Raw genomic sequence first — 12059 nt, forward strand, 5'->3', positions numbered from 1 at the left:
ATGAAGAAATTTCCCAAAAAAAGCATGGCCGACGGGCGAAGCGTGCGCCAGCCGGGAATGATGCTATGGTAAAACCGACTTTAAAAGGAGACCTCTGATGCCCTATCACCGCCCTGTCCTCGCCGCCCTGTTTGATATGGATGGTTTACTGATCGATTCTGAGCCGCTGTGGGATCAGGCTGAGCTGGATATCTTTTCAACGCTGGATGTTGACCTGTCACGTCGCAGTGAAATGCCCGACACGCTGGGTTTGCGCATCGACCAGACGGTGCGGATGTGGTACGAAACGCTGCCGTGGCAGGGTCCGTCGCAGCAGGAGGTCACGGAGCGGATTATCGTGCGCGCCATGACGCTGGTGGATCAGACCCGCCCCCTGTTGCCGGGCGTGGAAACCGCGCTGCAACTCTGTCAGGAGCAGGGACTGAAGATTGGCCTGGCGTCCGCCTCTCCGATGGCGATGCTGGAACAGGTGCTGGAGATCTTTAATCTGCGCCACTATTTTGATGTGCTCTCCTCCGCAGAAGCTCTGCCCTATAGCAAGCCCCATCCGCAGGTCTATCTCAATGCCGCCGCCAGTCTGGGAATCGATCCGCTGAACTGCGTCACGCTGGAGGATTCGTTTAACGGCATGATCGCCACTAAAGCGGCCCGCATGCGGTCGATTGTGGTACCTGCCGCTGAGCACCGCGACGATCCCCGCTGGGCGCTGGCGGATGTCCGGCTGGACAATCTGACGCAGCTTAGCCCGACGCATCTGAAAGGCTGACCCCCCGCCCGCTTTAAGCGGGCTTTTTTTTGCTCAGGCATTCTGCGGTTGATCTGAATCTCAAAAAATTAAAACAGCGTTTCATTTTTATTGAATCGCTGTCTCACCCTGCCTAAGATGCCCACATCGTCCCCTGATCGGGGGATGAATAACCTGACTCCAGAGGGGCACGAGATGGACATTCGCCAGAGCATTCACAGCGATCACGCTAAACAACTCGACACTGACGCACTGCGCCAGGCATTTCTGATTGAAAAGATATTTACCGCCGATCACTACACCCTGACCTACAGCCACATTGACCGCATCATTACGGGCGGCGTCATGCCGGTGAATCAGCCGGTCACGATGGGGGATGAGATGGGCAAACAGCTGGGCGTCGCCTGGTTTCTCGAACGCCGTGAACTGGGCATGATCAATATTGGCGGTCCGGGTCTGGTGGAGGTGGATGGCAAAACGTGGGAAATCGGTCACGAAGAGGCGCTCTATATCGGCAAAGGGGCGCGCGATCTGCTGTTTCGCAGCCTCGACGCATCGCGGCCCGCAAAATTTTATTTCAACAGTGCACCGGCGCACACCACCTTTCCGGACAGGAAGATCACGCTGCAGGAGGCGGTCAACGCCACGCTGGGCGATGCGGCAAGCGCTAATCGCCGCACCATACACAAATTTATCGTGCCCGACGTGTTGCCTACCTGTCAGCTCACGATGGGCCTGACCAGGCTGCATGAGGGCAGTCTCTGGAACACCATGCCCTGTCACACCCACGAACGCCGCATGGAAGTCTATTTCTATTTCGACATGAGTGAAGATCACGCCGTCTTCCACATGATGGGAGAGCCGCAGCAAACCCGTCATCTGCTGGTTCATAACGAGCAGGCGGTGATCTCTCCCAGCTGGTCGATACACGCGGGTGTCGGAACCCAGCGTTACGCTTTTATCTGGGGAATGGTGGGTGAGAATCAGGTCTTTGATGATATGGACGCGGTCAGAATTAGCGAACTGCGTTAAGCGGAGGACAAGCCGAATGGTACTGAACAGATTTGATTTGACAGGCAAAGTCGCCATCGTGACCGGCTGTAATACCGGGCTTGGCCAGGGGATGGCACTGGGGCTGGCGCAGGCTGGCTGCGACATTGTGGGCATCAACCGCATCGAACCGGCTGACACGCAGCATAAAGTGGAAGCACTTGGCCGCCGCTTCTGGTCCGTTTCAGCCGATCTGATGTCTCCTGAGGTCATCCCGCAGGTCGCGGAAGAGGCGGTCGCCGCGGCAGGCAGAGTGGATATCCTGGTCAACAATGCCGGGATTATCCGTCGTGAGGATGCCCTGAAATTCAGCGTGCAGGACTGGGATGATGTGATGAATATCAACTGCAAGACGGTGTTTTTCCTCTCACAGCAAATCGCGCAGCGGTTTATCGCGCAGGGAAGCGGCGGCAAAATCATTAATATTGCGTCCATGCTCTCGTTTCAGGGAGGCATTCGCGTCCCCTCTTACACCGCCTCAAAAAGCGCTGTCATGGGCTTAACCCGTCTGATGGCTAACGAGTGGGGACGGCATGGCATCAATGTTAATGCTATCGCGCCGGGCTACATGGCGACCGATAATACCGAACCCCTGCGCAAAGATGCGGCGCGCAGCGCTGAGATCCTTGACCGTATTCCGGCAGGCCGCTGGGGCGTGCCGGATGACATGATGGGGCCGGTGGTCTTTCTGGCCTCATCTGCAGCAGACTATATTAATGGTTACACGCTGGCGGTTGATGGCGGCTGGCTGGCCCGCTAGAAAACGGGGTGAGCCGTGACATGCCGCGGCTCGCCTTGTAAAAAAATTCACTGTTAGTTACAGCGTCACATGTTCTCATTTACTGGATAAATCCCTATACTGGATGCATCGACAGTTTCTTAGCATCCAGGTTCTATCATGACGGGCGAAGGCCACATCATTTTTGCCATTGCCAGCGCTATTTTTGCCAAACGTGCGGAGCTGACCCCGGTTCTGGCGCAGGCCGACTGGTGGCATCTCGTTCCTTCAGCCCTGCTGACATGTCTGTTGCCCGACATCGATCACCCTAAATCCCTGCTGGGACAGCGGCTGCGCTGGCTCTCACAGCCGATTGCGCGCGCTTTTGGTCACCGGGGCTTTACCCACAGCCTGCTGGCGGTGGCCGCCGGTTTATGGCTTTTTCAGATTAACCTGCCCAAGTCGTCCCCCATACCACCTGATGTCTTGCAGGGTCTGACCCTGGGCTACCTCAGCCATATTGTGGCCGATATGCTGACGCCTGCCGGGGTGCCACTGCTGTGGCCCTGCCGCTGGCGCTTCCGCCTGCCGATTCTGCGCAGCCAGAAAGGCAATCAGCTTGAGCGGGTATTGTGTCTGGGTCTGGTGGGCTATGCGCTCTGGTTTCCGGTGGGAATGCCTTCCTTTGGTGCAAACGGCTGGCCGAGCCAGCTGTTCGATACGCTGCAGAATGGGGTCGGACGGTTAATTTCCAGTCATACCGCGCAATAAACCCGCAAAAATCAACAGTTAGTTATAAACCATGCCATTTGGATATAAGGCAGCCTCTCCGGCTGCTGTTACCATTCCTGCTGTCTTAATTCGTGATTAACATTATGCGGCCTCTCCCGGACGACAGGCCGCATTACTCTGGAGTTTCGGTATGGACCTTCCTCTTACGCTTAATATCGCGGCCTTCGTGGTGCTGCTGGTATTACTCTCCCGCTTCAGCCGCCATAGCTGGAGCCTGTCGAAGAAAGTGTTGATCGGTCTGGTGATCGGTGTGCTGTTCGGCCTGGTGCTGCAGCTGATCTACGGTGAAAACAGCGCCGTGGTCAAAGCGTCGATCAGCTGGTTTAACATCGTCGGCAATGGCTATGTCCAGCTGCTGCAGATGGTCGTCATGCCGCTGGTGTTCGTCTCGATTCTGAGTGCGGTCGCCCGACTGCATAACGCCTCGTCGCTGGGAAAAATCAGCGTACTGACCATTGGCGTACTGCTCTTTACCACCGCGATTTCTGCGCTGGTCGGCGTCTTCGTGACCGGTCTGTTTGGCCTCAGCGCGGAGGGTCTGGTGCAGGGTGTCCAGGAAACCGCACGCCTGAGTGCGATCCAGAGCAACTATGTCGGCAAGGTCTCCGACCTGAGCGTGCCTCAGCTGGTGCTCTCCTTTATCCCGAAAAATCCGTTTGCCGATCTGACCGGTGCCAGTCCGACCTCCATCATCAGCGTGGTCATTTTTGCCGCCTTCCTGGGGATGGCCGCTCTGCAACTGCTGAAAGATGACCAGGAGAAAGGTCAGCGGGTGCTGGTGGCGATTGACACCCTGCAGTCGTGGGTCATGAAGCTGGTGCGTTTAGTGATGAAGCTGACGCCGTATGGCGTGCTGGCGCTGATGACCAAAGTCGTGGCCGGTTCTAACCTGCAGGACATCATCAAGCTGGGCAGTTTTGTGGTCGCCTCTTACCTCGGCCTGGCGATAATGTTTGCGGTTCATGCCCTGCTGCTGTCGGTAAACGGCATCAACCCGCTGCGCTTCTTCCGCAAAGTGTGGCCGGTGATTACCTTCGCCTTTACCAGCCGCTCCAGCGCCGCCAGCATTCCACTGAGCGTAGAAACTCAGACCCGTCGCCTGGGCGTGCCAGAGTCTGTGGCGAGCTTTGCAGCCTCCTTTGGTGCCACGATCGGCCAGAACGGCTGTGCCGGTCTCTATCCGACCATGCTGGCGGTGATGGTGGCGCCTACGGTTGGCATCAACCCGTTTGACCCGCTGTGGATTGCGACGCTGGTCGGGATCGTCACCCTGAGTTCAGCCGGTGTGGCCGGTGTCGGCGGCGGTGCGACGTTTGCTGCCCTGATTGTGCTGCCTGCGATGGGCCTGCCGGTGACCCTGGTTGCGCTGCTGATCTCTATCGAGCCGCTGATCGATATGGGCCGTACCGCCCTGAACGTCAATGGCTCCATGACCGCCGGTTCACTCACCAGCCGCTGGTTAGGCCTGACCGACAGGCGCGTGCTGGAAAGTGACGACCACGCCGAACTGGCGCACCGCTAATCTCTGCTCAACCTGGCGCATCCGCGCCAGGTTAATCCCTTCCCGCTCTCCATAATCTTCCCTGTTCATGGCGACGCCGTTAAGAAAGCGTTAAGCGTGGTAAACAGGCGAAAATCCGCCGCTTTAGCGCTTGTCTTTCTTCTGTAAAAAGCGAATTCTGCCTCCACTCGTCTGTGGAGAATGCCCGATGAAAAAAATGATCGCCTCACTTCTGACGCTGACACTCTTAGCGCCCGCTCTGGCTTCTGCGCATCCCGGTGGCTGGGGCCCGCCAGGAGGATGGGGACCGCATGAGGGATGGGGCCGGCACGGTGGCCCCGCTCCGCGCTGGGGAGGACCAGGTCCGTTACGCTTTCTGCCCGAGGCCGCCACCGCCGTATTGATTGGCGGGCTGACCTACTACCTGCTTAACGGCAACTATTATCAGCGTCACGGTGAGGAGTATGTGGTGGTGGCGCCACCGCCAGAGACGCGGATCAGCGGTGAGATGCGGGTGCTGGATTTTAACGGCAGGCGTTTTTATGTGCAGGATGGCCACTACTACCAGCGGCAGATTGACGGCGATTATGTCGAGGTGCCGCGCCCGGCAGGATTGTAACGGCAGGCTTACCATCCACTCTTCGCGCCGGAGGGCATGAAACAGTGCCCCAACGAAAAACGGCCCGTCATGAAGACGGGCCGTTTACCATTCAGAAGCAGCGATTACTGCTGAACCTGCGGATCGGTGTCATATTCCGCGCAGCTCTGGAAGCCGTAGTTCATAACACGGCCAGTGTCGTTATAGCTCACGAAGTAAGTCTGTGCTTTACCGTCGCGCTGACCCAGAACATATGTCTGGCAGGTGCCGCGCGCGTGAACCATGGTAATTTCAGTTGAAGGCGAACCGGCGATCTGACGAACCTGATCGCGGGTCATCCCCTTTTTAACATCCTTAACGACTGGCTTAGTCACGTAGCTTTCCGCACGATCGTAAGTCGTACAACCAGACAGTGCCGCCAGTGTCAGCGCCGCAGCGATACATCCCATCACCTTCTTCATCTTGTTGTTCCTCATTTATTGTCCATGTGGCATCAAGCCTGGAACATAAATGCAGGTTTATCAAGTTTATGGCGGCCTTTTTGTGGCAGACGGAATGTCAGGATTCCGTAAAGAAGGCTGTTTTGCTGTCAACAGAGACGTATACTCCCCGGCATCCGAACCCTCTGATTTTGCGCCGTTTCCGTGACGCTGTCCTGCGCGGATGCCGATCAGGGTGCCCGCCGCACTGCCGGACGCTCTCTGGCGCAGGCTGGCCCGCTTTCTCTTCACCCCATCGCTGACGACCCCGAGGAATAATGACTCCTGCACACTCCAACCGCCTGGTTTATGCCATCACGCTGGGCCTGCTGGCCGCACTGGGCCCGCTCTGTATCGATCTCTATCTGCCCGCTCTGCCTCAGATGGCGCGGGACCTCAGCACCGAAACCGCCACGGCTCAGCTGAGTCTGACCGCCGGCCTGCTGGGGCTGGGAGTTGGCCAGCTGCTGTTTGGCCCGATGAGTGACAAGTTCGGCCGTCTGCGTCCGCTGACCCTGTCACTGGTGCTGTTGTTTATCGCCTCGCTGGGCTGCGCACTGGCGCAGGATATCCACCAGCTGCTGGTGGCGCGCCTGTTCGAAGGCTTAGCCGGGGCCGGTGGCGCGGTGCTGTCACGGGCGATAGCGCGCGATATGTACAGTGGTCATGAACTGACGCGATTCTTTGCCCTGCTGATGCTGGTCAATGGCCTGGCGCCCATCGGCGCACCGGTGCTGGGCGGCGTGCTGATGACGATCGTCGACTGGCGCGGCATTTTTATGGTGCTGGGCGGCATTGCCATTCTGCTGATCCTGCTGGCGCGCTGGAAGCTGCATGAGACGCTGCCGGAAGCCCGCCGCAGCAAAGGATCGATCTTCTCCGCTTACGCCGCGCTCGGCCAGGTGGTGACCCATCGTCCTTTCATGGGCTTCTGCCTGACCCAGGGCTTTATGATGTCGGGCATGTTCGCCTACATCGGCGCCTCTCCGTTCGTGCTGCAGCAGCTCTACGGTCTGTCGCCGCAGGCGTTCAGCTTCTGCTTTGCGGCCAACGGCATCGGTCTGGTGATCGCCTCTCAGACCAGCGCCCGCCTCTGCCCGTTGTGGGGCGAATATCGGGTGCTGAAAGGCGGCCTGACGCTGGCCTTTGTCGCCTCCAGCCTGCTGCTGCTCTGCGCCCTGTTTCAGGCCCCGCTGGCGCTGCTGCTGGTCGCGCTGTTCTTTACCATCGCCAGCAATGGGGTGATTGCCACGACCGCCTCCTCACTGGCGATGCAGAGTCAGGGCCATCGCGCTGGCAGCGCCTCTGCGGTGATTGGTGTCACCATGTTCACGCTGGGGGCGATTACCGTGCCCATCACCGGCATCGGCGGTACCTCGGTGCTGAGCATGTGCGGCACGATCTTCGGCTGCTTTATGCTGGCCATTTTAATGTTTACCGTGCTGGCGAAAAAACCCGAGCCTCAGCTAAAAACTCACTGATTTCGCAATGGTTAGCGCGAATCAGTTAGCGCTTTGGCTTGTTGTTTTCGTGAAGGCACGTTAGCTTTAATAACACGTTCGCATCGAGCCGACAGGCCACTGACCTGAGGAGAAGTTCATGTCACTGCAGCAGGAAATTATTGAAGCCCTGGGTGTGAAGCCCACTATCGACGCCGATCAGGAAGTGCGGGTCAGCGTCGATTTTCTCAAAGCCTACCTGAAACGCCACAGCGGACTGAAAACGCTGGTGCTGGGGATCAGCGGCGGCCAGGACTCTACCCTGGCGGGCGCGCTGTCGCAGCGGGCCATTACGGAACTGCGTGAAGAGACCGGCGATAACGACTACACCTTTATTGCCGTGCGTCTTCCCTATGGGGTACAGGCGGATGAGCAGGATTGCCAGGACGCGCTGGCCTTTATTCAGCCTGACCGCTCACTGGTGGTTAACATCAAAGAGTCGGTCCTGGCCAGCGAGCGCGCGCTGAAAGAGGCCGGGATTACCCTGTCCGATTTTATCCGCGGCAATGAAAAAGCGCGTGAGCGCATGAAGGCGCAGTACAGCATCGCCGGCATGACCAAAGGCGTGGTAGTCGGTACCGATCATGCCGCGGAAGCGGTGACCGGCTTCTTCACCAAATATGGCGACGGCGGCACCGACATTAACCCGCTGTTCCGCCTTAACAAGCGTCAGGGCAAGCAGCTGCTGAAACATCTCGGCTGTCCGGAGCACCTCTATCTGAAGAAGCCGACCGCCGACCTGGAAGATGACCGTCCGGGCCTGCAGGATGAAGTGGCGCTGGGTGTCACCTACGAGATGATTGATGACTATCTGGAAGGAAAAAGTATCCATCCTGACAGCGCGAAAATTATTGAAGGCTGGTATCTCAAAACCGAGCACAAACGTCGTCCGCCGATCACGGTTTTCGACGATTTCTGGAAGTAATCCTGCGCCTCCTTTGCACGGGCAAGGGAGGCTCCTTTCACTCACGCTGTTGATCGCTCCATGCCTGCCACCGTTTCACGCGCCACCCTGATCGGGCTTATCGCCATTCTGCTCTGGAGCACCACTGTCGGCCTGCTGCGCAGTGTCAGCGAGGCCTTTGGTGCCACCGGCGGCGCGGCGCTGATCTACACCACCACCGCCTGTCTGCTCTGCCTGACCCGGGGTCTGCCCAGGCCAGGGGCGATGCCTGCGATCTATCTCTGGATCGGCGGTGCGCTCTTTGTCGGCTATGAGATGGCGCTGGCGCTGGCTATCGGACTGGCAAGCGATCGCCGTGAGTCGCTGGAGCTGGGGATGATCAACTATCTCTGGCCCTGCCTGACGATCGTGCTGGCGATCCCGTTTAATCAGCAGCGTTTCCGCGTCTGGCTGTGGCCCGGTCTGCTGCTGTCGCTGCTGGGTATCGTCTGGGTGATGAAAGGCAGCGGCAGTGGCGCGCCGGCGCTGCTGTGGCAGAACATGCTGCGCAATCCCGTCGCCTATGCTCTCGCCTTCCTGGCCGCCCTGACCTGGGCGCTCTATAACAATTTCACCCGCCGGTATGCGCGCGGTGCCAACGGCGTCACGCTCTTTTTTATCCTGACCGCGCTGGCGCTGTGGCTGAAATTTGCCGTCAGCCCGACGCCGCTGACCTTTGCGCCGCTGCCGCTGCTGGAAGTCCTGTTTGTCGGCCTCTCCACCGCCATCGCCTATTCCGCCTGGAATCACGGCATTCAGCAGGGAAACCTGACGCTGCTGGCGACGGCCTCCTACTTTACGCCGGTGCTGTCGGCCCTGCTGGGATCGCTGTGGCTCGGCCTGACGCCGCCGCTCGCCTTCTGGCAGGGCGTGGCGATGATTACCCTGGGCTCCCTTATCTGCTGGCTGGCGACACGGCCGCGCTGATCAGACGGCTGGCGATCATTTCACCGGTTTGTTATGCTGTATGGACAACCAGTAAATGGAGTCCACTTTGGTCAGACGTGCTGCCTCGCATCGCCTCGAACCCGACGCGAATGCGCTATATCAATATCCCGAACACCTGCGTGAGTGGCTGGAAGGCCTGCCGAATCACCCTGGCGTCTACACCTTCCACGGCGAGAGTGAGTCGCTGCCGCTCTATATCGGCAAAAGCGTGAATCTGCGCTCCCGGGTGATGTCCCATTTTCGCACCCCTGACGAGGCTAAGATGCTGCGTCAGTCGCGACGCGTCAGCTGGATCCCCACCGCGGGCGATCTCGGCGCGCTGCTGCTGGAAGCACAGATGATCAAAACCCAGCAGCCGCTGTTTAATAAACGCCTGCGCAAAAACCGGCAGCTCTGTTCATTGCAGATCACCCACGGCAAACCCGAAGTGGTCTACGCAAAGGATCTCGATTTCAGCCAGTCACCTAATCTCTTCGGGCTCTATCGCAGCCGGTTTGCTGCGCTGGAACGGCTCAAGCAACTCGCCGATGAGTATCAGCTCTGTCACGGTTTGCTGGGTCTGGAAGCCCTGAGCCCTCAGCGGGGCTGCTTCCGTTCGGCGCTGCGCCGCTGTGCCGGGGCCTGCTGCGGTAAAGAGCCGGTCAGCGATCACCAGGATCGGCTGCTGGAAGCGCTGGAGAACGTGCGGGTCTTCTGCTGGCCGTGGCAGGGAGCCGTGGGGCTGGTGGAAGAAGGCAAACAGATGACGCAGATCCACGTTATCGACCACTGGTTCTATCTGGGGTCGGTCAGCAGCATGGAAGAGGCAAAAAAACTGCAGCGGCCCAAAGGGGGATTCGATCACGACGGCTACAAAATCCTCTGCCGTCCTATCCTCTCGGGTGACTACCCTATCCTGCCGCTATAAAAAAACCGCCGGTACTGTCCACTTACCTGCAGTGGACAGCACCGGCGGTCTCAGAAACGCCGCTTAGCTCAGATTATTCAGCCGGTGGTGCCGGTGGCGCCATGTTGCCTTCGCGCGGGCCTTTTTCGGTCAGGCGCTGCTCAAAGTTGGCGTTGTACTGTTTCTTCTGCGCCGGCGTCAGCACGTTATAGAGCTTGTTCTGGGTTTCCAGCATCTTCAGCGCATGCTCTTTACCGTTAGCAGACATCTTCTCTGCCTGCGCTTCGGCTTTGCTCTTATCGAAGCTGTCAGCCGCGATGATGTCGTGCATCGCACGGCGATCATCCTGTGACGGACGCTGCATATCTTTGTGGCTCTCTTTCATGATGTCGCGCATCTGGGTTTTCTGCGCGTCGGTCAGATTCAGACCATGGAACATCATCTCCATGCCGTGGCGCATTGGCGGCTTATGCATCGCTTTTTCGCTGCCGGCTGGCGGAGGCGTCAGGGAATCCGCGGCGGCATGGACGGCGCTGGCTGCACCAAACGCCAGCGAAGAAGCCAGTAACAGGGAAGTCAGTTTGCGCATAATAGTGTCCTTATGATTCATGATAATGACGACAGCACTCTGTCGCGTCTTCGGAAACAAGAATACGACGCTGAACGTCAACTACTCAGAGCCTGAGTAAAGCCGTGAAAGCATAAAAGACAAAAATCCGGCAATCATGAAGAGAATGAGAAGAAAGGCGTGAGGAATTGAAAAACTTTATGAATTTACAGCGAATTTCGCAGAAATCGTGGAGGAGTGTAAGGGTTTCGGCAGGAAAGCGGAAGAGGATCTCCCGCTTTCCTGCCGATTTTTAGCGCGGATCGCTGTAACCCGTCAGCTGCCCCCGTCAGAGAGGCAGCGCCTGGGTCTGTTCGCCCTCTTCAATCAGCATCAGGCCGGCACGCAGTCCGGCAGCAACGCCGGGATTCGGGAAAAGCACATATTCCCGTGCCTGCTGCACGTAGTAGCGGGTATCCCCATCCTCGGCCAGCAGCGTGCCCTGAGGAAAGGCGGTAAAGTTCAGCGTCTCCGGCGTCATATGCAGCCTGAAGTGCTCACTCAGCCGGGTGATCTGCTGCGCAACCCGATAGTGGCGCGGCTTCACGCGGGTGGCGGGCATGGGGTCACCAAAGAGCAGCGCCGCCAGCGCCTGCTGTGCCGCACTGAACTGGCTCAGGTCGTTTTCGCCAAACGGCAGCGCCTTCCCCAGCTCCAGAGTGCAGCTGGCCGCACCGAAATGTTCACAGCTGAAATGGGTAAAGGTTCCGCCCGGCGCGCGATGAAAGACCAGCGCCTCCAGACCGGCAGCCGCCAGCCAGTCGAGAAACGCGGGAGGCCAGGGACGATCGTTTTGCGGCATGACGCCGAACTGCGGATGGTATGAGCCGCGAATCGCCGTGTGCATATCGAGATGCCAGCGCGTCTCATCGCATTCGCCCAGCAGCCAGAAGTTCTCCAGCGCCTGCTCCAGCCGCAGCACGCGGCGCGCCTCATCGCCATCGTCCACCTGCTGCCAGCGTCCGCCAAACAGCCGGTTAATATCATAACGGACATAGCGTTTGCCGGTGCGCAGCGCAGAGGGATTGCCCAGAATCACCAGCATCCGCTGCTGTAACGGCTTTTCGCCGCGAAGCAGCGCATTGACCAGCTGATTCATGATTTCCACCGGGGCCGTTTCATTGCCGTGGATCCCGGCGGAGAGCACCAGCGCCTGCTTAACGGGCACAACCGGCTCCATCAGCAGGATGCCGTGATACAACCACTGCCAGCGAAGATGCGCCGTTTCACCCCTGCGCTTTCGCGGTGCCTCACCGGACAGCGTCTGCTGCAAAAAGTCCTGCATCGTTCCTC

General features: G+C 58.7%; 13 protein-coding genes. 10 read left to right on the forward strand and 3 right to left on the reverse strand.

Annotated features, from left to right (window positions below; genetic code table 11):
- The first annotated feature begins 97 nt into the window (after window positions 1–97).
- From hxpB to OXR04_RS05455, 6 genes are all read left to right on the forward strand, one after another.
- Window positions 98–766: a hexitol phosphatase HxpB gene (gene hxpB / locus OXR04_RS05430; protein WP_058956576.1), complete on the forward strand. Its 669-nt coding sequence runs from the start codon at window positions 98–100 to the stop codon at window positions 764–766.
- A 174-nt stretch (window positions 767–940) separates the two neighbouring features.
- Window positions 941–1777 carry a 5-dehydro-4-deoxy-D-glucuronate isomerase gene (kduI, locus tag OXR04_RS05435; protein ID WP_058956577.1) on the forward strand — a complete coding sequence of 279 codons (837 nt, stop codon included), beginning with the start codon at window positions 941–943 and terminating at the stop codon, window positions 1775–1777.
- 16 nt (window positions 1778–1793) lie between these two features.
- On the forward strand, window positions 1794–2555 hold the full coding sequence (gene kduD, locus OXR04_RS05440; protein ID WP_046101719.1) for a 2-dehydro-3-deoxy-D-gluconate 5-dehydrogenase KduD: 762 nt from the start codon (window positions 1794–1796) through the stop codon (window positions 2553–2555).
- A 138-nt stretch (window positions 2556–2693) separates the two neighbouring features.
- A complete protein-coding gene (locus OXR04_RS05445; RefSeq protein WP_150029995.1) occupies window positions 2694–3284 on the forward strand; it encodes a metal-dependent hydrolase in 591 nt (196 codons plus the stop codon).
- A 151-nt stretch (window positions 3285–3435) separates the two neighbouring features.
- Window positions 3436–4827, forward strand: a complete 1392-nt coding sequence (locus OXR04_RS05450; RefSeq protein WP_046101717.1) for an L-cystine transporter — start codon at window positions 3436–3438, stop codon at window positions 4825–4827.
- A 187-nt stretch (window positions 4828–5014) separates the two neighbouring features.
- A complete protein-coding gene (locus tag OXR04_RS05455; protein ID WP_267369404.1) occupies window positions 5015–5425 on the forward strand; it encodes a DUF6515 family protein in 411 nt (136 codons plus the stop codon).
- Window positions 5426–5529: 104 nt separating this feature from the next.
- On the opposite strand, the gene osmE is transcribed toward OXR04_RS05455, so the two are convergent.
- Entirely contained in the window at window positions 5530–5865 is a 336-nt protein-coding gene (gene osmE / locus OXR04_RS05460) for an osmotically-inducible lipoprotein OsmE (RefSeq protein ID WP_009090559.1), read from the reverse strand.
- A 296-nt stretch (window positions 5866–6161) separates the two neighbouring features.
- Here osmE and OXR04_RS05465 point away from each other — a divergent pair, with 296 nt between their 5' ends.
- The 4 genes from OXR04_RS05465 to cho all read left to right on the forward strand — a co-directional run bounded on the left by OXR04_RS05465 (window position 6162) and on the right by cho (window position 10180).
- Window positions 6162–7364 (forward strand): multidrug effflux MFS transporter, encoded by a 1203-nt coding sequence (locus tag OXR04_RS05465; RefSeq protein ID WP_267369405.1) that lies wholly within the window; start codon window positions 6162–6164, stop codon window positions 7362–7364.
- Between the two features lie 118 nt (window positions 7365–7482).
- Entirely contained in the window at window positions 7483–8307 is an 825-nt protein-coding gene (gene nadE / locus OXR04_RS05470) for an ammonia-dependent NAD(+) synthetase (protein WP_140028465.1), read from the forward strand.
- Window positions 8308–8367: 60 nt separating this feature from the next.
- Window positions 8368–9252: an aromatic amino acid DMT transporter YddG gene (yddG, locus tag OXR04_RS05475; protein ID WP_267369406.1), complete on the forward strand. Its 885-nt coding sequence runs from the start codon at window positions 8368–8370 to the stop codon at window positions 9250–9252.
- Between the two features lie 67 nt (window positions 9253–9319).
- On the forward strand, window positions 9320–10180 hold the full coding sequence (gene cho / locus OXR04_RS05480; RefSeq protein WP_009090566.1) for an excinuclease Cho: 861 nt from the start codon (window positions 9320–9322) through the stop codon (window positions 10178–10180).
- Window positions 10181–10253: 73 nt separating this feature from the next.
- Here the strand turns inward: cho and spy are convergent, their stop codons facing one another.
- Both spy and astE read right to left on the reverse strand, forming a co-directional pair.
- On the reverse strand, window positions 10254–10748 hold the full coding sequence (gene spy, locus OXR04_RS05485; RefSeq protein WP_009090567.1) for an ATP-independent periplasmic protein-refolding chaperone Spy: 495 nt from the start codon (window positions 10746–10748) through the stop codon (window positions 10254–10256).
- 307 nt (window positions 10749–11055) lie between these two features.
- Window positions 11056–12051: a succinylglutamate desuccinylase gene (gene astE, locus OXR04_RS05490; RefSeq protein WP_009090568.1), complete on the reverse strand. Its 996-nt coding sequence runs from the start codon at window positions 12049–12051 to the stop codon at window positions 11056–11058.
- Window positions 12052–12059: the final 8 nt, after the last annotated feature.

The organism is Pantoea sp. GM_Pan_3, from assembly GCF_026541045.1.
Taxonomy (GTDB): Bacteria; Pseudomonadota; Gammaproteobacteria; order Enterobacterales; family Enterobacteriaceae; genus Pantoea; species Pantoea anthophila.

Excerpts from the sequence above, each read along its gene's own strand:
- OXR04_RS05465 (WP_267369405.1), top strand. The coding sequence starts at position 6,162 with ATGACTCCTGCACACTCCAACCGCCTGGTTTATGCCATCACGCTGGGC.
- hxpB (WP_058956576.1), top strand. The coding sequence starts at position 98 with ATGCCCTATCACCGCCCTGTCCTCGCCGCCCTGTTTGATATGGATGGT.
- osmE (WP_009090559.1), bottom strand. The coding sequence starts at position 5,865 with ATGAAGAAGGTGATGGGATGTATCGCTGCGGCGCTGACACTGGCGGCA.
- kduD (WP_046101719.1), top strand. The coding sequence starts at position 1,794 with ATGGTACTGAACAGATTTGATTTGACAGGCAAAGTCGCCATCGTGACC.
- nadE (WP_140028465.1), top strand. The coding sequence starts at position 7,483 with ATGTCACTGCAGCAGGAAATTATTGAAGCCCTGGGTGTGAAGCCCACT.
- astE (WP_009090568.1), bottom strand. The coding sequence starts at position 12,051 with ATGCAGGACTTTTTGCAGCAGACGCTGTCCGGTGAGGCACCGCGAAAG.
- yddG (WP_267369406.1), top strand. The coding sequence starts at position 8,368 with ATGCCTGCCACCGTTTCACGCGCCACCCTGATCGGGCTTATCGCCATT.
- OXR04_RS05445 (WP_150029995.1), top strand. The coding sequence starts at position 2,694 with ATGACGGGCGAAGGCCACATCATTTTTGCCATTGCCAGCGCTATTTTT.
- OXR04_RS05450 (WP_046101717.1), top strand. The coding sequence starts at position 3,436 with ATGGACCTTCCTCTTACGCTTAATATCGCGGCCTTCGTGGTGCTGCTG.
- spy (WP_009090567.1), bottom strand. The coding sequence starts at position 10,748 with ATGCGCAAACTGACTTCCCTGTTACTGGCTTCTTCGCTGGCGTTTGGT.
- OXR04_RS05455 (WP_267369404.1), top strand. The coding sequence starts at position 5,015 with ATGAAAAAAATGATCGCCTCACTTCTGACGCTGACACTCTTAGCGCCC.
- kduI (WP_058956577.1), top strand. The coding sequence starts at position 941 with ATGGACATTCGCCAGAGCATTCACAGCGATCACGCTAAACAACTCGAC.